We start from the raw sequence: 21,598 nt of genomic DNA, 5'->3' as shown, positions 1-21,598 counted from the left end.
TAACGCTGGAGAGTGTAGTTCAATTCTGTGCTCATCAGGTTGAAGTGCGCAGAACCGGCCGCAGCAGGCGAGCCGGTTCTGCAGACTCAGTAAACAATGCCGGGTGGATTCACCGTGGACTGAGTGATGGCCTCATCCTGTTCGCCCCAGCGTGCCAGCACCTGCTGATACTGCCCGCCTGCGATGGTGCCATCCAGCGCAGCCTGCAGCGCGGGTGCCAGGCCATTGCCCTTTTTGGTGGTCACGGCGACCCAGGCGCGAAACGGTCCGCTGCCAACCAGCTTTGTCTGTCCGCGTGACGCCACTTTCCAGGCCGCCATAGAGTGAGGGCCAAACATCGCATCTGCCCGTCCCGACAGCAACGTCAGCGTCGCGGAGGCATCATCAGTCAGGTAAATCGGCGTTACCGCAGGCAAACCTTTAGCCCGGTTCTGCTCATCCCAGCTCAGTAAAATACGCTCCTGATTGGTGCCCGAGGCGACGATAATCCGCTTACCGGCAATATCCGCCGGACTATTAATCTTACTGATATGACTGTCGCTTTTCACCGCAAAAGCGTGGTTGTCGGCGCGATACGTCGCAAAATCGAACTTCTTCTTGCGCTCTTCGGTCACGGCAATATTGAACATCGCAACATCATAGCGTCCGGCGCTGATGCCCAGCGGCCAGTCCTCCCAGGAAGCCGGAACCAGCCTGAGTTTCAGCCCCAGGCTATCAGCAAGGAGTCGGGCGATATCGTGATCGCTGCCGATCCGCGTGACGTTATCAGACGCCAGCAGCGACAGCGGCGGCGAGTTGGTCGCCGAGGTAGCGACCGTCAGGGTGCCCGGTTCAATAAAGCGGTAATTGTCCGGAATTTGAGCAATAGCCTGCGGATTGGCCGGGGCATGAATCGGCGTCTCGTTTTGCAGGACATCGAGCTTCTCAGCCGCAGAACAGGCCAGCGCCGGAAGCAGCGTCAGAACCGTTAACGTTAATGCCCTCATAACACGCGCGCCAGAAAACGGCGGGTGCGCTCATGACGCGGATTATTGAGCACCTGGGTGGTGCTGCCCTGTTCCACAATCCGGCCATCCACCATAAAGACCACGTTATCCGCCACTTCCCGGGCAAAGCCGATCTCATGCGTCACAATCACCAGCGTGGTGCCGGAACGCGCCAGCTTTTTAATTACATCCAGCACTTCGCCCACCAGTTCAGGATCCAGCGCCGAGGTCGGTTCATCGAACAACATGACCCGTGGATTGAGCATCAGCGCACGCGCAATCGCGATGCGCTGTTGCTGCCCGCCCGACAGGTGACGCGGCCACGCATCGGCTTTATGCCGCAGGCCCACAATATCCAGCAGTTCGCCTGCACGCTGTATCGCTTCCGGTTTCGTTAACTGACGATGGGCAATCGGCGCTTCAATCAGGTTATCCAGCACGCTGAGGTGTGGGAACAGATTGAAGTTCTGGAACACGTAGCCGACATTGATGCGCTGGCGCAGAATCGCCTTCTCTTTCAGTTCATACAGCTTATTGCCGCGCTGCTGATAGCCGATGTAGTCGCCATCAATCTGAATAAATCCTTCGTCGACCCGTTCCAGATGATTGATGGTACGCAGCAGCGTGGATTTACCGGAGCCGGACGGCCCGAGGATCACCGTGACGGACCCCGGTGCCAGTGACAGCGATACATCATCCAGCGCTTTATGTTTACCAAATCGTTTACTGACGCCGGTGATGCTGATGGCACCGGTAGTGTGTGAGTTGCGGTAATCAATGGCTTCGGACATGGCTGATCTCCTCGGTCGGATGAAGTGGCGTGACGCGGTTGCGCCATTGTCGCCAGCGCGACGGTTGCGGTTCACGGGTGACGCTGCGGGCCATCCAGCGTTCGGCGTTGTACTGAATCACGGACAACACGGTGGTGATAATCAGATACCAGGCGGCACCGACCATCAGCAGTGGGATTACTTCCTGATTGCGGTTGTAGATCATCTGGATGGTGTAGAACAGCTCCGGCATCGCCAGCACATAAACCACGGATGTGCCTTTCGCCAGACTGATGATCTCGTTGAACGCGGTGGGAATAATGGCGCGCAGCGCCTGCGGCAGAATGATGCGGAAGGTGCGGCGTGTGGCGGAGAGACCCAGCGCGGACGCGGCTTCCACCTGACCGTGATCGACGCCGAGGATCCCGCCGCGAATAATTTCCGCGCTGTAGGCCGCCTGCACCAGCGTCAGACCGATAACGGCTGCCTGAAACTGCCCCAGCACGTTAATCGTCTGATACGCCCCCCAGGAGAGGCCGGTAAACGGAATGCCGACAGACAGGGTGTCGTAGAGATACGAGAAGTTATAAAGAATGATCAGCACCACAATCAGCGGCAGTGACCTGAACAGCCAGATATAACCCCACGCCAGTGTGCTCAGCAGCCACGATGAGGAGAGACGTGCCAGCGCCAGCAGACCACCCAGAAACAGACTGAATATCGTACCCAGCAGCGTCAGCAGCAGCGTCTGGCCCAGACCGTGCAGGATCACCGGGTCAAAGAACCAGCGGGCAAACACGCTCCATTCCCAGCGCGGATTAAAGGCCACTGACTGCACCACGCCTGCCAGAATAAACAGCGCAACGATAGCCCCTGCGGTGCGTGCCGGGTAGCGTGCCGGCACCACCTGCAGATGTTGATGTTTGCTCATGGTCACCTCTTAACTTGCCGCGGCGACGTTATAGACGCCGATCACTTTGATAAAACGCAGTCGTCCGTCGTGCGGCGGCTGGCCATAACGCTCCAGATCCCCGCTGAGATCGAACTGTGGCTGATAACCGTGACCGGTATAGAGCCGCACCGCCTCCGGCTGACGGAAGCCGGTGGTGAGAAACAGCCGCTGATAGCCCGCCTGTAAGGCGCGACGCTCCAGCTCCTGTAACACCACCAGCGCCAGCCCCTGACGCCGCAGATCGCTGCGGGTCCAGATGCGCTTCAGCTCGGCGGTCTGCGGGTCATAGGGTTTGTAAGCACCCATCGCGATGATCTCGCCGTCACGCTCCAGCACGATAAACAGCCCCTGCGGCGGCAGATACCATTCGGTCAGCTCCTGCTCCTGCTCATTACGACGGGAAAAATAGTCGCCATAGCGTGCGGAATATTCGCCAAACAGGCCGCCCAGGATCGGTTGCAACTCCGGCGCGTCGGGTGAAACTTCGCGAAAAGTCGATTCACTCATGGTCAGCTCCTTAGTCGCCCAGCCCGGAGGGATTGATTTCAGAACGATCGATCTTCTCAACGCCTTCACCCCAGCGGTTCAGCACCTTCTGATAGTCACCGTTGTTGATCACGCCGTTCAGCGCGGTGCTGATCGGTTCCGCCAGACCGCTGCCTTTCTTCACGGTAACGGCAATGTGCGCCGCTTTGGGCCAGCCGCCATCGACGCTGCCGACCAGACGGGTTTTACCGGTCAGTGCCGCTTTCCAGGCACCAATCACATTGGGACCAAAGAAGGCATCGGCCCGGCCTGCCTGCAGCGCCAGCGTCTGAGCGGCATCATCTTTGGTATAAACCGGCGTAAAAGCTTTCAGTCCCTTTGCCTGATTCTCTTTATCCCACGCCAGCAGAATCGCCTCCTGATTGGTGCCGGATCCCACAATGATCCTCAGCCCGGCAATATCTTCTGCTTTGGTCAGTGACTTTATCGGGCTGCTGGTTTTGACATAAAAACCCAGTGAATCTTTGCGGTAGGTGGCGAAGTCGAACTTCTCTTTACGATCTTTGGTCACGGTAATGTTGGAGATCGCCGCGTCATACTTGCCCGAGGCCACACCCAGCGGCCAGTCTTCCCAGGACGCTGGTACCACGTTGAGTTTTAATCCCAGGCTGTCAGCCACCAGCCGGGCAATATCCACTTCGCTGCCAAGCAGGGTTTTATTGTCATCGGAAAACACCGTCAACGGCGGGGAGTTCAGCGCTGCGACTGCCACGGTAAAAGAACCCGGCACCACAAAATGGTGACCCGCAGGCAGTTGCGCTATCGCCTCCGGATTCTTCACGGTATTGATCGGCGCTTTGTTAGCTTCAAGGCTGACGCGCTGGCCGTTATAGGAGACGCTGGTATCTTCAGCCAGCGCATGGCTACTGGCCGCCAGAATAAGCAGGGCGATAAGACGCGATGTTTTGTTCATGGCTTGTGCTCTTATTGTGAGGTGAACTGATTAACGGGTTGTTTCAGGGCGAAGCTGTCACGAAGCGTGCTGCCCGGATAGTCGCGGCGCGTCAGGCCGCGAGCCTGCAAAATCGGCACCACGCGGTCGACAAAACGTTCAAAGGTATCGGGCGTGCCGCCATTAATGATGAAGCCGTCAGTAGCCTGGGTTTCAAACCAGAGCTGCAGGCCATCCGCCACCTCTTCCGGCGTGCCGTGAAACAGCGGGCGTGGCGTTGCCGCTTCCAGTGCGGCCTGGCGCAGGGTATGCCCATGCTGCTGTGCTTTGCGTTTGATCTCGTCGGTGGTGCTGCGGAAGCTGTTCTGACCGATGTCACCGATATCCGGGAACGGCTGATCCAGCGGGTACTGTGAGAAGTCGTGATGGTCGAAGAAACGCCCGAGGTAGTTAAGCGCATCGGTAATCGACACCAGCGCCGCCGTGGTCTGATACTGGCGTTCCACGTCCTCTGCATCATCGCCAACAATTACACTGACACCCTGGAAGATGTGCAAATCGTCTGGCTGACGGCCATTCGCCACCAGTTGCTGTTTCACATCCTGGTAAAATGCCTGCGCCTCTTCACGCGTCGGCTGATGGGTGAAGATGGCGTCAGCATGACGCGCCGCCAGTTTTTTACCGTCATCGGACGCGCCAGCCTGGAAGATAATCGGACGACCCTGCGGCGTGCGGGCGATGTTCAGCGGCCCCTGCACCTGGAAGAAATCACCGTGATGATCGAGCGTGTGCAGCTTCGCCGGATCGAAAAATTGCCCGCTGGCCTTATCACGTACAAAAGCATCCTGCTCCCACGAATCCCACAATCCTTTCACCACCTGCAGATACTCATCGGCAATGCGGTAACGCAATGCGTGCTCCGGGTGTTGCTGGCGTGAGAAGTTTTTGGCCGATCCTTCCAGCGGTGACGTCACCACGTTCCAGCCCGCACGCCCGCCGCTGAGATGATCAAGGCTGGCAAACTGACGCGCCACGGTGAAGGGCTCGCTGTAAGAGGTCGATACCGTGCCAACCAGCCCCAGATGTTCAGTGACGCCCGCCAGCGCTGAGAGCAGCGTCAGCGGCTCAAAGCGATTCAGAAAGTGCGGGATCGACTTTTCGTTAATAAACAACCCGTCGGCGACAAACAGAAAATCGAGTTTGCCCTGCTCCGCCTTGCGGGCAATTTTTTTGGCGTAATCCAGATTAATACTGGCATCGGCCTGCGCCGCCGGATGGCGCCAGGCGGACATGTTTCCCGATGCGCCATGCAGAATGGTGCCCAGCCGAAGTTGTCTAGTGGTCATGATGCTCTCTCTTTTTTAGTCGTAGCGATGCCCGACGACGGTGGTCAGAACCGTCGTGCTTTAGCGGGTTGCAGATGAATTCAGTTCAGAATGGCTTCCCGACATCGCGCGTTAAGATGTTGCAGCGCCTGGCGGGCCAGTCGGGCGAAGTAGTCGGCGGCGGGCGCAATCAGCGCCTCATCCGGGGTAAAGCTGGCATGGTGCAGACCAAAGTCACTGGCGCTGCCGATGCTGACAAACGCCCCCGGCACCTGTTGCAGATAAAAGGCAAAATCCTCCCCCAGCAGATGGAGATCGGCGGTCTGCACCCGATAGCCCGCCTGCTGCGCCACTTCGCTGCTGAAGGTCGCCCAGTGCGCATCGTTGATCAGCACTGGCGGGCCAGGATGCCAGCTCAGGGTTGCCTGCGCGCCATTGGCTTCGGCGAAGTGCTCAACCAGCGTGCGCACCCGCTGTTCCAGTTCGGCGCGCACCTGTAAATCGTGGGTTCGGGCCGTGCCGCCAAACTCAACGCCGCCGGGTAATACATTCCAGCTTTTGCCGCCGTCGATGCGGGTAATGCTCAGTACCAGACTGTCCAGGGCACTGAAGCTGCGGCTGGTGAGTCCCTGTAACGCCTGGATAATCTGGCTGGCCGTCACAATGCTGTCGACACCCTGCTCCGGATACGCGGCATGTGCGCCTTTGCCGGTGACGCGGATAATAAATTTGTCAGCATTCGCGTAGAACGCCCCGCTGCGGGTGGCAAAGGTGCCGACGGGCAGCGAAGGCTCGTTGTGCATTCCGAAGATAGCCTGCACCTCATCCAGTACGCCCGCCTCAATGAACTGACGCGCCCCGCGCGCTATCTCTTCAGCGGGCTGGAACAGGATGCGCACCCGGCCAGCTAACCGATCGGCCTGTGCGTTGAGCTTTAAGGCCGCACCCAGCATCACCGCGCTGTGCAGGTCATGACCGCAGGCGTGCATCACGCCAGGATGGCGGGAGTGAAAACGCACCCCGCTCGCCTCATGGATCGGCAGCGCATCGATGTCGGCGCGCAGCGCGATCACCGTCTCTCCGCTGCCAATTTCTGCCACCAGGCCGGTTTCCAGTGGATAGTCCAGCAGCCGGATGCCCGCCGCCTGCAACCAGCCCCGCAGTCGCGCGGTGGTGGCAAATTCCTGACCCGACAGCTCCGGCCAGGTGTGCAGTTCGCGTCGCCATTCAATCAGTTGTGACTCAGGGTTCATGATGACTCTCCACTGACGGGGATTCAGGCTGCGACCAGATGATGCGTGGCCAGCAGTTCAAGTGACTGCAGACGTGCAACCGGCTCGGTAATCGGCGTGTCGATAACAAACTCATCAATGTCAAAATTATGATGCAGCGCGTCCAGCTGGGCATGAACCTGCGCCGCCGTGCCTTTCAGAAGTGACGGCGTGCGCGGCTCAATCTGATAATCGCGGTATCCACCCTGACGCACATAGCGCTCCGCCTGCTCAAGGCTGGCGACGTTGACGCTCGGGCCATCTTTCACCGCTACATGGTAGTGACGAAGATTGGCTACCAGCAGGTCAGCCCCGGCGGGTGAGTCGGCTACCACCACCTGCACGGCCACCAGGGCGCGCTGACCCTGGCTCAGGCGGGAGTAGGTACTCAGCGCATGCTCCAGTAACTGGCGGTCGCCATTGAGGTGAGCGGCAAAGACAAACTGCCAGCCCAGACTCGCGGCCAGCCGGGCGCTCTCTTCACTGGCACCCAACAGAAAACGGTTCGCCGGACGTGACGGCAGTGGCGTGGCGGCTAAACCCTCATCGTCAGGATCAGCCTGACCGGGCTTCAGCCAGCTATCCAGCAGCTGAAGCTGTTCGGCAAAGCTCCCTTTTTTAGCGGCATCAACACCCTGTTGCAGCGCATGGGTGGAGAGTGGAAGTCCGCCCGGCGCTTTGCCCACGCCGAGGTCAATGCGGCCCGGCGCCAGCGAAGCGAGCAGATTAAAGTTCTCTGCCACTTTATAAGGGCTGTAGTGCTGCAACATCACGCCGCCCGATCCGACGCGAATATGTCGTGTCTGGGCAATGATCCAGGCAATCAATACCTCAGGTGAAGGACTGGCCAGCTGCGCGGTGTTGTGATGTTCCGCCAGCCAGAAGCGGTGATAACCCCACTCCTCTGCCCGCTGCGCCATCTGCAGCGTGCGCTGCAGCGCCGCGGTGGGTGATTCACCCTGCAGCACGGGCGCTTTATCTAACAGACTTAATCGATATGCCATTCACCTGGTCCTTGTTTATTCCGGTTGCAGACCAGTGTGCTGCGCAGTCGATCATTGGTAAAACATCATATTGTTTTATGCATTATTGATTTCGTCATAATGGAGAACAGTGAGAAGTGAAAGAGGGAAAACGGGCTCTGAAACAGGTAATCAGGCAGATATTTTGCGTATAACGCTATTTGTTGCCTGATATTCAGGTGAGTAAAATCGGCGAACTGGCAAAGGTTTGCAGAAAATCGTCTTACGTATCGAGAGATGACAGCTGTTGTTAGCCGCGACTGCAGAAATTCAGACAGCCTGAATTCATGGCATTGAAATACATTCTTCACAGGATGGTGAAGCACGGGTCGCCAGATAGATAAATAAGCATATGAAGAATGTAATTGAGTCAGAGATACTCATTGCAACTGCCAGATGATTTACAGGCCCTTATACATTATCCGGAATTAAGATCCTCTACTGTAATGAGAGGTGTAAACCGGGCATGAATCTGTCTGATAGGGTCATATCTGGGCACAGCAAAGCATTGAGCCCAGAAACAAGATTATTTTTCTAAGGCCGTTGCGAATTTTGTTTCAACGGGAAAAATCGGGTGTTGATAAGCGCCACATTGACTTCACATGGAACGCCGTCGTCGAGATAAACAGTTTCATTAAGCTGAATGACAGCATCCCCTTCCGCTAAATTAAGCAGTGTAAGCGACTGTGTATCCGTAAGATTGACGGCCGTTAAATGCTGGTCCCTTAGCTGCACTTTCTTACCGGTAACTTCTTCAATGTAGGCATATTTTGACAGTTCCAGCTTGCTGAACTCCATGCTGCTAAACATATTAACCGGCAGGTGAATATGTTCCAGAGCTACCGGGATGTCATCGAAACACATCAGGCGTAAAATTTTATAGATCTGATCGCTGTTTTTAATACGCAGCGCCTGAGCGATATCAGCAGAAGGAACCTTGATTATGCTGACCGATATGATTTTTCTTACACCTTTATGGCCATTTCTTTGAGCCTGATAATCAAAAGGTGAAAGCACATGATATCGGTTCGCCTGGCTACTCATCTCCGTGGAACCGACAAAAATACCCGACCCTTTAACCCGGTAAATTCTCTGCTGCTCCACCAGAATACGTGTGGCTTCACGCACCGTTGCGCGAGTAATGCCGATGCTTTTGGCAATTGATATTTCGGTATCCAGTTTCTCTCCGGGTCGAAGGCCATCATCCTTAATTTTATTGAGGATGTAATCAACAACCTCTTTTTGTTTTTCAGTAATGCCATCAACCATTGGCTTTCTTCCCGTTTGAGTGAAGGACAGACTCCCTCTAATCCGTGTCAGTACAGTTCTGCCTGACATTGCCGGATGAGTACCACTTCCGCTAGCTGAATATGTGATCAACTTATCAAATTGGCACTGATGTTAAGCCTGATAAGCAATATTTTAACTTTACATGTTGTGTCCGTACACGTCGAAGGACATCATCAGGATGACTAGACACCTTTAACATGTACAGATGTGATGACCGTTGTGAAATATAATCCCATCTGAACAATGAGAAAATATTTTTTTTAATAACTCCATGAAAATCATGACTTTTAAGGATGTCACCTCCTTTAACTACATTCGATTTTTGTCTCGCTCTGCTGACAAAAAGTTTATCTAAAAAAGTGATAACGGGGTTTTTGAGGGAAACTGACTGTACATACTCAGGAATTTATGAAAAATCGGAATGCATAACAGGCCCTGTTCCGGTTGAGAAAATTTTATATGAGATGGGTTATGCGCAACCGGGAGCAGGCAAACGCCACACGGTTTATGCGTTTAGTTAAATTTTATTGCGCATTTAAACAGGAGGAGTAAGACGATGTCACACCTGGCTAAGTGGTTAAATAACGAGAAAATCCAGTACGTCGAAAGCGTGACTGACTGGCAGGAAGCGTTAGTTATTGCGGGACGTCCTCTGCTCAGTGAGGGCGCAATATCGCAGGATTATATTGATGCGATTATTCAGCAAAAAGAGGAGATCGGCCCCTTTTTTGTCATCGCGCCGCAGATTGCCATGCCCCACGCACGCCCGGAACAAGGCGCACACAAACTGGGGTTGTCGATTGTGCTGCTGGGTACAGCAGTGAAATTTGACTCCGAAGAGAACGACCCGGTGAAGGCTATTTTCATGTTTGCCGCACCGGACAGTAATAGCCATATCGAAATGATCTCCCAGCTGGCGGAAGTGCTGTCCGATGAAGAGATCATGGCGCAGATATTCAATGCGAGCAGCAAAGAAGCGCTCATGACGATTTTATCAGGCGTTTAGTCTGCCCGTTGAAACGCGACTTTTAATCATTAGTTAATGAGGTTTGATATGAAAATTATGGCGGTGTGTGGTTCAGGTTTAGGCAGCAGCTTCATGATGGAAATGAACATCAAGAAAGTGCTTAAAACGATCGGGGTTGAGGCTGAAGTGGAACATTCGGATCTCGGCTCTGTCACCCCCGATGTGGCGGATGTTTTTGTTATGGCCAAAGACATTGCTTATAGCGCAAACCTTCCTGAACAGAAGGTCATCATCATTAATAACATCATTGACCTGAAAGAAGTGGAGCAGAAAATACGTGAGTATTTTGAGAAAAAGTGACGCTAATAACTAGATAAACACCTTACCCTCGAGGTTAATATGTTTACTCAAAATCTTTTACAGTTCGTCGTCGACGTGCTGAAAGTGCCCTCTATATTAGTCGGACTGGTGGCATTTTTCGGACTGATTGCGCAGAAGAAGCCGTTTCCTGATGTTATCAAGGGCACGGTAAAAACTATTCTGGGCTTTCTGGTGCTGGCAGGCGGTGCGACCGTACTGGTCGGTTCACTGACGCCACTGGGCGACATTTTCAAACATGCGTTTGATGTTCAGGGCATCATTCCTAATAACGAAGCGATGGTCTCTATCGCTCTGGCAAAATATGGTGCGCCTACCACGATGATCATGGCCTTCGGCATGGTCGCCAACATCGTTGTCGCCCGCTTCACCCGACTGAAATATATCTATCTGTCAGGGCATGTGACGTTTTATATGGCCTGTATGATCGCGATTATTTTATCGGTTGCTGGTTTTGAAGGTATTCAGCTTATTTACACCGGGTCACTGCTGTTGGGCATTCTGATGGCCACCTTCCCGGCGATCGCCCAGCCCTATATGCGTAAGATCATTGGTGGCGATCATGTCGCGCTGGCGCATACCGGGACAATTGGCTATGTCTTATCAGGCTGGATCGGCTCTTTGGTAGGCAAAGGATCTAAATCCACCGAAGAGATGAACATGCCAAAAAACCTCAGTTTTTTGCGTGACAGTACCATCTCGATCTCTCTGACGATGATGATTATCTACTTAATCCTGTCGGTGTCTGCCGGTAAAGAATATGTAGAGGCTAATTTCAGCAATGGTCAGAACTACCTTGTTTACTCCTTTATCCAGGCCATTACCTTTGCGGCGGGTGTCTTTATCATTCTGCAGGGTGTGCGCTTAATCCTGGCTGAAATTGTCCCTGCCTTTACCGGCTTTTCAGAAAAACTGGTTCCGGAAGCCAGACCGGCGCTGGATTGCCCGATTGTTTTCCCCTACGCCCCGAATGCGGTGCTGGTTGGCTTTATCTCCAGCTTTGTCGGTGGCCTGGTGGGGCTGTTTGTTCTCGGTCAGCTGCATTGGGTATTGATTCTGCCGGGTGTGGTTCCTCACTTCTTCTGTGGCGCTACGGCTGGCGTGTTTGGTAATGCGACCGGCGGCAAGCGTGGGGCGATTTGCGGTGCCTTTGCTCATGGCCTGTTAATTACCTTCCTGCCTGTCGCCCTGCTGCCGGTACTCGGACAGATAGGGCTGACCAACACCACCTTCTCGGATACCGACTTCGGCGTCACCGGCATCCTGCTGGGTAATATGGCTCACTTTATGGATAAGGGAACCATCACCATGATTATCACCGGCATTTTTGGCTTGTTAGTGATTTATAACTTTACGGCTAAAAAGAAGACACCTGTAGAAACAAATGCAGGATAATCAGAACGCTTAATGGCAACCAGAAAGGGCAATGAGCGCTTTCTGGTTGTTAGTGTGTAACCTGCTTTACAGCTCCGCTTATGCCCCGCCTGAATACCAATCAGAATGAGCCTCATTTAGCGCCAACTAAAATTATTATTACCACTCGTTTTCGCCCACCCCTGACCAATAGCCACTAATCGCAATCCCAATTACCTGACATCTGATGGCGCTAAACCGCGTAAAAAAAGGATTATTCCGATCCAGAAAAGTGATCAACATCACATTTTCAACATTAGACATACTAATAAATAAAATTTAACAACAAAACATTTGAATGATAATGATTAACATTTACACTCTCATCCGCATATAACAAAGCGTTTAACGCTGCCAAATCCACAAATAATATGCGGTATTTACTCTTTTTAAGGTGAAAACACTAATCCATTTAATGGTCAGGGTTTTTATCTGGTTAGTTAGTTTTATGTTTACTGGAGTTGTTGAGCGGACATCCAACGCTGCTGACCTTACGTCGGCAGGGTCACTGGTATTAACGCACAGGAACTGAACATGCTTTTACGCTCATCCACTCAGGCGGCACAGGATCTCGCGCCAGCATCCAATGCCAGCGGTGCCGAAACGGCTATTTTTAACGATCAGCAACTGGCGGCCTGGTCGCAGCAGACTCAGGAGGTGCTGGCGCTGATGACCCGTACCGTTACCGGCGTTGAGAAGCCTTTCAGCGGTATCCTGCCCCATGAACTGGCGGCGGAATTCAGTGAGGTCGATCTCGATCGTCCGCTGGGTAACAACGATGACGCCCTGACAGAGCTGAGTCAGCTCTATCTGCGTGACGCCGTCTGGTTTCACCACCCTAAATACCTGGCGCACCTGAACTGCCCGGTCGTGCTGCCCTCTCTGATGGCTGAGCAGATTATGGCGGCAGTGAATAGCTCGGTCGACACCTGGGATCAGAGCGCAGGCGGTACGCTGATTGAGCAGAAGGTGATCGACTGGACGCTTGGCCGCATCGGCCTGCCTGCCGGATCTGATGGGATCTTCACCAGCGGCGGCACCCAGTCCAACCTGATGGCAATGCTGCTGGCGCGTGATAGCTGGTGCGCGGCACATCATCCGGGGCATCTGATTAAACATCGCGGCCTGCCTGAGACCGCGTCGAAATGGCGAGTGTTTACCTCCAAACTCAGCCACTTCAGCATCCAGAAATCGATGGCGATTTTAGGGCTGGGCTATGACGCAGTTATCGCCGTTGATCACGACGCTCACTACCGTATGGACGCAGCGTGCCTGGCGCAGGAGATCGAAAAATGTCGCAGTGAAGGGCTGATCCCGATTGCTGTGGTTGCCACCAGCGGCACCACGGACTTTGGCAGCATCGATCCGCTGCCGGAGATTGCCCGTCTCTGTGACAATTATGGTTTGTGGATGCACGTTGACGCCGCTTACGGCTGTGGGCTGCTGGTCTCAGAGAATCATCGCTCACGCCTGAATGGCATTGAACGGGCTGATTCCGTCACCGTCGATTATCACAAATCTTTCTTCCAGACCGTCAGCTGCGGTGCGTTCTTTGTGCGGGACAGCCACAACCTGAAGCATGTCACGCACCATGCAGATTACCTGAATCCGCTCAGCGCCCAGCAGGAAGGCACGCCGAACCTGGTCAACAAAAGCATTCAGACCACCCGCCGATTTGATGCGCTAAAAATGTGGCTGACCCTGCGCGTGATGGGTCCGGCGGCGCTGGGTGACGCTTTCGATACGCTGATAGAGCTGACACAGGCGGCTCATGAGCGGTTAACTGCGCATTCTGCTATCGAAGTGCTGCACGCGCCTGAGCTGACCACCCAGATTTTCCGCTACGTGCCCGGCAAAAACGCCAGCGACGCACAGATCGACGAAATCAACGCCGCTATCCGTAAAGCGCTCTTCCGCTCCGGCAACGCAGTGATTGCCGGAACCAAAGTCGATGGGCGTCAGTACCTGAAATTCACCCTGTTAAATCCCACCACGACCATCGCCGACATCGAAGATGTGCTGAGCCTGATCGCGCACTATGGCCGCGAGCAGGTACGTGCGTCTGCGCTGAACGCGGCGAAACAGTGAGAGCTCTGAAATGAATAATTCCGTTTACGATTTTATTGGTATCGGTATCGGCCCTTTCAACCTGAGTCTGGCCTGTCTGAGTGAGCCGGTTGAGGGACTGAACGGTCTTTTCCTGGATGAGAACCCGGGCTTTGACTGGCACACCGGCATGATGCTGGAAAATGCCCATCTGCAGACGCCGTTTATGGCCGATCTGGTGACGCTCGCCGATCCGACCAGCCCTTACAGCCTGCTTAACTACATGAAGGAAAAGGGGAAATTATACTCTTTTTATATCCGTGAAGACTTCTTCCTGATGCGCAAAGAGTATAATCAGTACTGCCAGTGGGCCAGTTCGCGGCTCTCTAATCTGCGCTGGAACAGCCACGTTGAGTATGTCAGCTACGATGAGGCGGCTGGCGTCTATCACCTTCAGGTGACCGACACCCGGAATGGTCAGAAACAGAACTATCTGGCACGACATCTGATCCTCGGCACCGGGCCTAAAGCCTGGATGCCGGAGTGCAGCCAGCCGCACCGCCAGCGCCTGACGCACTCAAGCCACTATCTGGTCAACAAAGCGGAACTGCAGCAGAAGCGTTCCATCACCGTGCTGGGCAGCGGCCAGAGCGCGGCAGAAATCTACTACGACCTGCTGACCGATATCGACCGCTTTGGCTATCAGCTCAACTGGATCACCCGCGCGCCGCGCTTCTATCCGCTGGAGTACACCAAGCTCACGCTGGAGATGACTTCGCCGGAGTGGGTCGACTATTTCCACGCGCTGCCCGCCAGCACCCGCGACGAACTGAATGCGCGCCACAAGAATCTCTACAAAGGCATCAACAGCAGCCTGATTAACGACATTTATGACCTGATGTATGTCAAACAGCTCGACGGCGATCTGAACGTTAACCTGTTTACTCACTCGGCGCTGACCGCTATGCGCTGGCTGCCGCAGGGAGAGTTTGAGCTGACGCTGCATCAGGAGGAGCAGGATTGCACCTTCACCCGTCGCACCGAAGGACTGGTGATGGCGACCGGCTATCACTACCAGCCACCGATGTTTTTAGAGGGCATCAACGCCCGCCTGCGCTGGGATGACAAAGGCCGCTACGACGTGCAGCGCAACTACAGCATCGATTATCACAATCAGATCTTCGTGCAGAACGCCGAACTGCACACCCACGGTTTTGTTACGCCGGATCTCGGCATGGCCTGCTACCGCAACTCGGTGCTGCTGCGCGAACTGACAGGACGCGAGGTCTACCCGATCGAGCGTCAGATTGCCTTCCAGACCTTCCCGGCTAAATCGGAGCACTGAGATGAGTTCACAAACACTGTTCAGCGCCGCCCGCCCCGCAGGCCAGTTCACCCTGAGGCCCATGCTCGCCAGCGATGCGCCGCTGATTCATAGCTGGGTCACCCGCGATTACGCCCGCTTCTGGGGCATGCAGCAGCAGAGCCTGAATCAGGTCGCTGAGTTCTATCAGACGCTGACTGCAGCCGATCCCCATGCTGCGCTGATTGGTTGCTGCAACGACCAGCCGGTCTGCCTGATTGAGTGCTATCGCGCCAGCGACGATGAGGTCGGCAAGTTTTATCCTGCCGCACCCGATGATTACGGCATGCATATTCTGATTGCCCCCGCCAGCCAGCCGATCAGAGCCTTCAGCTGGCAGGTCTTCACGCTGGTGATGGACTACATGTTCAGCCACCCCGAGGTGCGCCGCGTGGTGGTAGAGCCAGATGTGCGCAATGAGAAGATTCACGTGCTGAATAAGCGTGCCGGGTTCCGCTATCAGCACACCATCGACATGGGTCATAAAACCGCCTGGCTGGCCTTTTGCCAGCGGGAAGATTATCAACACGCGTTACTGCAGGAGTCGCAGACTATGAACACCCCCTCTTCTCTGATGAACGGTACACATCTGACGGGCGACCAATGGGCGCAGGCAAACCGCATGCTGATCCGGAAAGCGATTGCCGAGTTCGCGCATGAGAAAATCATTACGCCACAGGAGTCGGGCGACGGCAGCTATCAGCTTGCGGTGCCAGGCGGTGAAGCGAGCTACCATTTCCGGGCGTCGCGGCTGGCGCTGGATCACTGGGAAATCGACGCCGGCTCACTGCGCAAGCAGGAGAACGGTCGTGATCTGCCGCTGGATGCGCTGAAATTTATCGTGGAGTTTAACGGGGAGATCGGTATTACACAGGCACTGCTGGCGACCTACATGGAAGAGATCAGCAGCACGCTGTGCAGCAGCGTTTATAAGCTGCAGAAGAATAATCCTGACAGCCAGGCGCTGGTCTCAGCCGATTTCCAGACGGTGGAAGCGGCGATGACCGAAGGCCATCCCTGCTTTGTTGCCAACAACGGGCGTATTGGCTTCGATGCCCATGATTATCTGGCGTATGCGCCCGAGGCCGCCGCGCCCGTTCACCTCATCTGGGTCGCGGTTCATCGCCGCAACGCCCATTTCTCCAGCCTCAGCGAGCTGAGCTATGAGCAGTTGATGCGTGATGAACTGGGCGACACCACCCTGGAGCAGTTTACTGCGCAGCTGGTGAATAAAGGGCTGGCGGTTGAGGAGTATATCCTGATGCCGGTGCATCCGTGGCAGTGGCAGAACAAACTGCTGACCGTATTTGCGGCGGACATCGCCAGTCACGATATTGTTTATCTCGGCACCGGAGACGATGCTTACCAGGCGCAGCAGTCGATCCGCACCTTCTTTAACCGCAGCCAGCCCACGAAGCGCTACGTGAAAACCGCCCTGTCGGTGCTGAACATGGGCTTTATGCGCGGACTGTCCCCCTACTATATGGCGACAACGCCTGCGATAAACGGCTGGCTGGAACAACTGGTTGCTGGCGATGCGTGGCTGAATCGCTGTGATTTCCGCATCCTGCGCGAAGTCGCGGCGGTCGGCTATCACAACCGCTACTATGAGCAGGCGATCAAAGGCGACTCCGCCTATAAAAAGATGTTTGCAGCGCTGTGGCGGGATAATCCTGCGGCCAGCCTGCAGTCCGGCCAGCGTCTGATGACCATGGCCTCTTTCCTGCACGTCGATCACCATCAGCAGGCACTGCTGCCAGCGCTGATAGCGGATTCTGGTTTGCCCGCGAAGCAGTGGATAGAACGCTACCTGACCTGCTATCTCAGCCCGCTGCTGCACTGCTTCTATCAGCATGACCTGGTGTTTATGCCGCACGGTGAAAACCTCATCATGCTGCTGGAGAACAACGTGCCGGTCAGTGCATACATGAAGGATATCGGCGAAGAGATCGCCGTGATGAATCCGGATGCGGTGCTGCCGGAAGGCGTGCAGCGTCTGGCGGTCGATGTGCCGGAGAACCTGAAGCTGCTCTCGATCTTCACCGATGTGTTTGACTGCATTTTCCGCTTTATCAGCGCGATTCTGCATCAGTCAGGAACGCTGCCGGAGGAAGAGTTCTGGCAGGCGGTGGCGCAGTGCGTGAAGGATTACCAGCAGGCGCACCCGGAGCATGCCACTAAGTTCGCGCGCTATGACATGTTCGCGCCGGAGTTTACCCGCTCCTGTCTGAACCGCCTGCAGCTGGCGAATAACCAGCAGATGATAAACCTCGCCGATCCCGCTGAGAACCTCAAGTTCGCCGGAACGCTGAATAACCCGATCGCCCGCTGGCGATAAGCGTTACACCGTCACGCTGCAATTATGCGGTCACCCTGGTGGCCGCTTTTTTAATGGCTTTATCGTAGGTATCCGTAATGGTTTCTTTCGAACCGGTCGCGCAACTGACCCGACGACATCTGATCTTCCCGCTGTCGCTGGTGTTGTTTGAGTTCGCTACCTATATCGCTCACGACATGATCCAGCCCGGCATGCTGCTGGTGACTCAGGAATTTAAGGTCGGGCCGGAGTGGGTCTCTACTTCGCTCACCGCCTATCTGGCCGGTGGCATTATGCTGCAATGGCTGCTTGGCCCCCTCTCTGACCGCATCGGGCGGCGTCCGGTGCTACTTAGCGGCGTGGCCTTTTTTATGCTCTCGTGTGTGGCGACGCACTGGGTACAAAGCATTGAGCAGTTCGTCCTGCTGCGTTTTCTGCAGGGCGTCAGCCTATGTTTTATTGGCGCGGTAGGCTACGCGGCGGTGCAGGAGGCCTTTACGGAATCGCTCAGCATCAAAATGATGGCGCTGATGGCCAACGTCGCCCTGCTGGCTCCGCTGGCCGGTCCGCTGGCGGGCGCGGCTTTTCTTACCGTGGGTGAATGGCGCACCCTGTTCTGGCTGATTGGCGCTGTCGCGGCGCTGGCGCTGGCAGGTCTGTGGTATGCGATGCCCGAAACCGCAGGCGACCGGCAGAAACCGCTGTCGCTTCGATCGATTATCAACGGTTACGCGGCATTGCTGAAGGATCGTCAGGTGATGCGCGGCTCGCTGGCCATCGGGCTGGTCACCGTGCCCTGCATCGCCTGGGTCGCGTTGTCGCCGGTGATTTTAATTCATGATGCGGGACTCAGCCGCATCGGCTATGCGTTATTACAGCTGCCGGTCTTCGCCGCCATGATTGCGGGCAACCTGACGCTGGGACGCTTATCCAGCCGTCTGCCCATTGAACAGCCGTTACGGCTCGGTGCCTGGCCGGTGGTCTGCGGGCTGGCAATCGCAGTAACCGCTACCGTGCTAAATCCGCAAAGCTATCTGTGGCTGACTGCCGGAATTAGCCTCTACGGCTTCGGCGCCGGGCTGGTTAGCGCCGGACTCTATCGCATGACGCTTTTTTCCAGCAGCGCCGGAAAAGGCAGCGTGGCGGCGATGCTCGGCATGGTGAGTATTCTGATTATTGCGCTGGGCATTGAAGCAGCCAAAACCGCCTATTTTAGTTACGGCACCGGCGGCTTCAGTGTGGTGAACCTGATCTGCGGTCTGCTGTGGCTGGTTCTGGTCAGCGCTTTTCTGCGTGCAGGCCAGCGGAAATTGTGCACGGAATAATCGAATATATTTAGCAGTGCGATATAGTACTTGCCCGCACTGCTAACCATAAAGAATCCGATTACGGCATCATTAAAGCGTGATCGCCGCACCATACCCTTACAATTCCCATGGTTATAATCTTTCTGATTTGAGGATTCTTAAGAGTGCTTCCTGGTTTTTATAACAGGAATGCCACTTTTGTGACATCGGTGTCAGAAGCATTGTCTCGCTAAGCTGTTGAGCGGTAAGTATGACCAGAAAAATGACAAAACAACTATCGGCCTTCTGAACCGCCCATTTCAGATCTGGAATTTTTAACATCAATAAGGAGAAGTAATGCGACAGAGAGTCATTGTGTGCCCGGTCATTCAAAATGAGGGTAAATATTTGCTATGTAAAATGGCATCTGACAGGGGTGTTTTTCCTGGACAGTGGGCTTTGCCAGGCGGCGGAATGGAGCCAGGTGAAACAATCGAAGAAGCATTAAAGCGGGAAATCAGGGAAGAATTAGGCGAGGCGCTCAAGATAACAAATATCACACCCTGGACGTTTCGGGATGATGTCAGAATCAAAACCTATTCTGATGGAATGACTGAAGAAATTTATATGATCTATCTTATCTTTGATTGTCTGAGCGCAAACCGAACAATAACCTTCAATGAAGAGTTTCAGGAGATTATCTGGGTAGAACCTGAGGCTTTAAAAAACATTGATCTGAATGAAGCCACCCGGATTACGTTTAGCCAAAAAGGACTTATCTGAATATGCATTGCAGGAACTCCTTAAAAGTCTATCGATAACTTAAGTACGATTTTAGCTAAACGGGGCAGTGCTTATGCAACGGAAAACTTCAGCGTTTTCTGGCATGTCCAGTGTTTCAACACTGCCTCATCTTACACTCTATTCATGGGCTCCCTGCTCTGGCAATGGATGCCGATTTACACTTTGAACGTTTATCTTAGGTCATCCCATTCAGACTAATATCAACCACCCAATCCCGCATTTATTTTTTTCAGATAAGCTTTGACCAAATCGTTACTTTATCTGTGTGTTGCGTCATTCGATGATGATTCCGCCTGCTGAGGCAATTGATAACAAAGGAATTCACCATGAAGACGTTATTTCCCCTTAAACCACGCGCACAAACGCTGGTTTTTACTTTACTTGCCGGGACTCTGACCTTTAACGCGGTGGCTGCACCGGTCAAAGGCGGTACGCTGATTTATCTTGAACAGCAGGCACATACCAACCTCTATCCGCCTGCCGGCGGCTTTTACCCTAATGGCGGCATTCTCAATCAGATTACCGATAAATTAACCTGGCAGAATCCCGAAACGCTGCAGGTTGAACCCTGGATTGCGGAAAGCTGGACCACCAATGCCGACAAAACCGAATATACCTTTAAATTACGGCCTGGCGTGACTTTTTCCGATGGCACACCATTAGATGCGAACGCGGTGGCGAAAAACTTTGATACTTACGGGCTGGGAAATAAAGCGCTGCGCCTGCCGGTATCGGAAGTGATTAATAACTATGAACGCAGCGAGGTGATCGACCCGCTGACGGTGAAATTCTATTTTAAAAAGCCCTCACCCGGATTTTTGCAGGGCACCGCCACCATTGGCTCTGGCCTGGTCTCACTGAGTACCCTGGCGCGCAGTTTCGATCAGCTGGGCGATGCCCGTCACATCATCGGCTCCGGCCCGTTTGTGGTAAGTGATGAGAAGCTCGGTCGGGAAGTGGATCTGGTGGCACGTAAAGATTATCAGTGGGGACCGAAAAACATTCAGCAACAAGGTCCGGCCAATCTGGATGCGATAAAAGTGATCGTGACGCCAGAAGACAGCGTGCGCATCGGTGCACTGCTGGCGGGCCAGGCAGGCCTGATCCGTCAGGTGCAGGCCTACGATGAGAAGCAGGCTAAAGATCAGAACTTCACGGTTTATGCCGCGCCGACCCGTGGCGTAAACGACAGCCTCAGCTTCCGTCCGGATAATCCGCTGGTCAGCGATATCCGGGTGCGTCAGGCGCTGCTGCACGCCACCAATGCCAAACAGGTGGTTGAGACGCTCTTCTCGCCGAACTATCCACAGGCAACCTCGGTCGTGGCCACCACCGCCGCCGGCTACGTCAATCTGGCGGACAAACTCACTTTTGATCTGACAAAAGCGAAGGCATTGCTGGACCAGGCGGGCTGGCAACCGGGTGCCGATGGCATCCGTGAAAAAGCAGGCCAGCGACTGGCGCTAACCGTCTATGAATCACTGCCACAGCCTCAAAACAAAGAGGTGCTGCAATTGGTGGCACAGCAGTGGCGCCAGGCGGGCGTCGCCCTCAGCGTTAAAGCGGGCGATGCCGGCAGCAAAACGCTGGATAACCTCGACCCCCTAAAGACCCCGCTGAACGTCACCGAAGTCGGCCGCGCCGATCCCGACGTGATCAAAAGCAGCTTCTACCCGGCTAACCGCGACAACCTGCTGCAGAAAGGCGGCTCCAGCGACAAAGTGAAAAACTTCCGTGATGACAAGCTGAACCAGCTGCTGGTCGCCATCTCCGCTGAAGTTGACCCGGCAAAAAGATTACAGCTGACCGGTGACGTTCAGCGGTATCTGCTGGACCAGGCCTATGTGATTCCGATCTTCGAAGAGCCGCAGGTCTATGCCGGTGCGCCCTGGCTGAAAGGGGTCAGTTTTGAAGCGGTGGGCCGTCCGGCACTCTATGGCGCCTGGCTGGAAAAACAGTAACCGGAGGTG

The 21,598-nt window shown here is 54.6% G+C and carries 18 protein-coding genes; 9 read left to right on the top strand and 9 right to left on the bottom strand.

Annotation, left to right across the window (positions count from 1 at the left end; genetic code table 11):
• Positions 1 to 86 precede the first annotated feature (86 nt).
• The 9 genes from ACX8ZY_RS20410 to ACX8ZY_RS20370 all read right to left on the bottom strand — a co-directional run bounded on the left by ACX8ZY_RS20410 (position 87) and on the right by ACX8ZY_RS20370 (position 9,033).
• The gene (locus ACX8ZY_RS20410) at positions 87 to 986 is read right to left on the bottom strand and encodes an ABC transporter substrate-binding protein (RefSeq protein ID WP_425021029.1); all 900 of its coding nucleotides are present in this window, start codon (positions 984 to 986) and stop codon (positions 87 to 89) included.
• On the bottom strand, positions 983 to 1,777 hold the full coding sequence (locus ACX8ZY_RS20405) for an amino acid ABC transporter ATP-binding protein (RefSeq protein WP_022624346.1): 795 nt from the start codon (positions 1,775 to 1,777) through the stop codon (positions 983 to 985). The genes ACX8ZY_RS20410 and ACX8ZY_RS20405 overlap by 4 nt, the downstream gene beginning before the upstream one ends.
• Positions 1,761 to 2,687, bottom strand: coding sequence for an amino acid ABC transporter permease (locus ACX8ZY_RS20400; protein ID WP_010247074.1), 927 nt, complete (start codon positions 2,685 to 2,687; stop codon positions 1,761 to 1,763). Before ACX8ZY_RS20400 ends, ACX8ZY_RS20405 begins: the two co-directional genes overlap by 17 nt.
• A gap of 9 nt (positions 2,688 to 2,696) precedes the next feature.
• Positions 2,697 to 3,215: a GNAT family N-acetyltransferase gene (locus tag ACX8ZY_RS20395; protein ID WP_031590716.1), complete on the bottom strand. Its 519-nt coding sequence runs from the start codon at positions 3,213 to 3,215 to the stop codon at positions 2,697 to 2,699.
• Positions 3,216 to 3,225: 10 nt separating this feature from the next.
• On the bottom strand, positions 3,226 to 4,167 hold the full coding sequence (locus ACX8ZY_RS20390; RefSeq protein WP_425021030.1) for an ABC transporter substrate-binding protein: 942 nt from the start codon (positions 4,165 to 4,167) through the stop codon (positions 3,226 to 3,228).
• Positions 4,168 to 4,178: 11 nt separating this feature from the next.
• Positions 4,179 to 5,492 (bottom strand): LLM class flavin-dependent oxidoreductase, encoded by a 1,314-nt coding sequence (locus ACX8ZY_RS20385; protein WP_022624348.1) that lies wholly within the window; start codon positions 5,490 to 5,492, stop codon positions 4,179 to 4,181.
• 80 nt (positions 5,493 to 5,572) lie between these two features.
• Positions 5,573 to 6,724 (bottom strand): amidohydrolase, encoded by a 1,152-nt coding sequence (locus ACX8ZY_RS20380; RefSeq protein WP_425021031.1) that lies wholly within the window; start codon positions 6,722 to 6,724, stop codon positions 5,573 to 5,575.
• 23 nt (positions 6,725 to 6,747) lie between these two features.
• Positions 6,748 to 7,746 carry an MsnO8 family LLM class oxidoreductase gene (locus ACX8ZY_RS20375; RefSeq protein WP_033780263.1) on the bottom strand — a complete coding sequence of 333 codons (999 nt, stop codon included), beginning with the start codon at positions 7,744 to 7,746 and terminating at the stop codon, positions 6,748 to 6,750.
• A 552-nt stretch (positions 7,747 to 8,298) separates the two neighbouring features.
• Complete coding sequence (locus tag ACX8ZY_RS20370) at positions 8,299 to 9,033, bottom strand: GntR family transcriptional regulator (RefSeq protein WP_010247068.1); 735 nt, start codon at positions 9,031 to 9,033, stop codon at positions 8,299 to 8,301.
• 577 nt (positions 9,034 to 9,610) lie between these two features.
• On the opposite strand from ACX8ZY_RS20370, the gene ACX8ZY_RS20365 reads away from it, so the two are divergent.
• The 9 genes from ACX8ZY_RS20365 to ACX8ZY_RS20325 all read left to right on the top strand — a co-directional run bounded on the left by ACX8ZY_RS20365 (position 9,611) and on the right by ACX8ZY_RS20325 (position 21,589).
• A complete protein-coding gene (locus ACX8ZY_RS20365) occupies positions 9,611 to 10,060 on the top strand; it encodes a PTS sugar transporter subunit IIA (RefSeq protein ID WP_010247067.1) in 450 nt (149 codons plus the stop codon).
• A 48-nt stretch (positions 10,061 to 10,108) separates the two neighbouring features.
• Positions 10,109 to 10,381 carry a PTS sugar transporter subunit IIB gene (locus ACX8ZY_RS20360; RefSeq protein WP_010247066.1) on the top strand — a complete coding sequence of 91 codons (273 nt, stop codon included), beginning with the start codon at positions 10,109 to 10,111 and terminating at the stop codon, positions 10,379 to 10,381.
• A 39-nt stretch (positions 10,382 to 10,420) separates the two neighbouring features.
• Complete coding sequence (locus ACX8ZY_RS20355; protein WP_033760509.1) at positions 10,421 to 11,794, top strand: PTS ascorbate transporter subunit IIC; 1,374 nt, start codon at positions 10,421 to 10,423, stop codon at positions 11,792 to 11,794.
• Between the two features lie 552 nt (positions 11,795 to 12,346).
• Entirely contained in the window at positions 12,347 to 13,900 is a 1,554-nt protein-coding gene (locus ACX8ZY_RS20350) for a pyridoxal phosphate-dependent decarboxylase family protein (protein ID WP_187492241.1), read from the top strand.
• 10 nt (positions 13,901 to 13,910) lie between these two features.
• Positions 13,911 to 15,203 (top strand): lysine N(6)-hydroxylase/L-ornithine N(5)-oxygenase family protein, encoded by a 1,293-nt coding sequence (locus tag ACX8ZY_RS20345; RefSeq protein WP_154210120.1) that lies wholly within the window; start codon positions 13,911 to 13,913, stop codon positions 15,201 to 15,203.
• Position 15,204: 1 nt separating this feature from the next.
• Complete coding sequence (locus ACX8ZY_RS20340) at positions 15,205 to 17,559, top strand: GNAT family N-acetyltransferase (protein ID WP_425021032.1); 2,355 nt, start codon at positions 15,205 to 15,207, stop codon at positions 17,557 to 17,559.
• A 77-nt stretch (positions 17,560 to 17,636) separates the two neighbouring features.
• Positions 17,637 to 18,863, top strand: a complete 1,227-nt coding sequence (locus tag ACX8ZY_RS20335; protein ID WP_425021033.1) for an MFS transporter — start codon at positions 17,637 to 17,639, stop codon at positions 18,861 to 18,863.
• A 318-nt stretch (positions 18,864 to 19,181) separates the two neighbouring features.
• Positions 19,182 to 19,607, top strand: a complete 426-nt coding sequence (gene nudI / locus ACX8ZY_RS20330; RefSeq protein ID WP_022624355.1) for a nucleoside triphosphatase NudI — start codon at positions 19,182 to 19,184, stop codon at positions 19,605 to 19,607.
• A gap of 347 nt (positions 19,608 to 19,954) precedes the next feature.
• The gene (locus tag ACX8ZY_RS20325; protein ID WP_311979467.1) at positions 19,955 to 21,589 is read left to right on the top strand and encodes a TIGR04028 family ABC transporter substrate-binding protein; all 1,635 of its coding nucleotides are present in this window, start codon (positions 19,955 to 19,957) and stop codon (positions 21,587 to 21,589) included.
• Positions 21,590 to 21,598 lie beyond the last annotated feature (9 nt).

The sequence above is a fragment of the Pantoea sp. XAF26B01_ASV70 genome (assembly GCF_054512635.1).
Note: the sequence above shows the minus strand (reverse complement) of the source record. Positions and strands in the feature narration are given on the sequence as shown.